The following is an 820-nucleotide window of genomic DNA, read 5'->3' as shown; positions in this document are numbered from 1 at the left end:
CGACATCCGCCCGAACCGCTGCGTGCCGATCGCGAGCACCGCGCGCGTGAGCGTGACCGCGGGCCACCACGGCCGCCGGAGGCCGAGCAGGCTGCGCTCCCGGGCGCCGAGCGACGCGACCGCGCCGCCGAACAGGATCGGGTAGATGAGGGCCACGACCCCCGGAAGCCCGGGACGCCGGATGAACCGCACGGCCTCGGCGACGCGCTCGTCGGGCCGCGCGTCCGCGAGGAACCCGTCGAGCTCGGCACGCAGCGCGTCGAGCGACGTCGGCGGCTCGCGCACGCCCATGAGCCGGCCGACCTCCGCCCACTCCCGCACGTAGGCGTCGCCGCCCCCGGGGATCGGCCCGCCCCAGCGCTCGTGCGCGCCGATGAACGCCTCGGTGAACGCGTCGTGCACCCACCGCAGCAGGTCCTCGTCGTTGGCGGCGTAGGCGCGCGTCTCGCCGCGGGCGTCGACGTACGTCCCGGTGACCCGCTCGTGCAGTCGGGACACCGCGGCGCACGCGGCCACGGCGGCGCGCCGGTCGCCGAACGTCGTGGTCGCCACCCATCGCACGGTGCCGTCGAGGCGCCCGAGCGGATCCTCCCGGTACCGCGAGTGGTCGTGGACGCCCGCCATCGCGCCCGGGTGCAGGGTCTGCAGCAGCAGCGCGCGGATCCCCGCGACGAGCGTGGGAAGTGCGCCGTTGACGGCCCACACGGCGCTTCCCGGGCCGAACAGCCCCGCGTCGTCTCCCTCGGCGAGCGCCCGCGTCCAGGCCGGCGGCTCGTCGTGACGACGACGCAGCGGACTCCACCGCGCGTGCCCCGCGCGG

General features: G+C 77.2%; 1 protein-coding gene. It reads right to left on the bottom strand.

Going from position 1 to position 820, the window contains the following annotated elements; genetic code table 11:
• The coding region (locus tag ESO86_RS17840) for an oxygenase MpaB family protein (RefSeq protein ID WP_422836514.1) at nt 1-820 on the bottom strand (820 nt) is incomplete at both ends.

It is taken from the genome of Agromyces binzhouensis (genome assembly GCF_004135055.1).
GTDB classification, from domain to species: domain Bacteria; phylum Actinomycetota; class Actinomycetes; order Actinomycetales; family Microbacteriaceae; genus Agromyces; species Agromyces binzhouensis.
The sequence above is the reverse complement of the archived record's forward strand: the minus strand, read 5'-3'. Positions and strand labels throughout refer to the sequence as shown.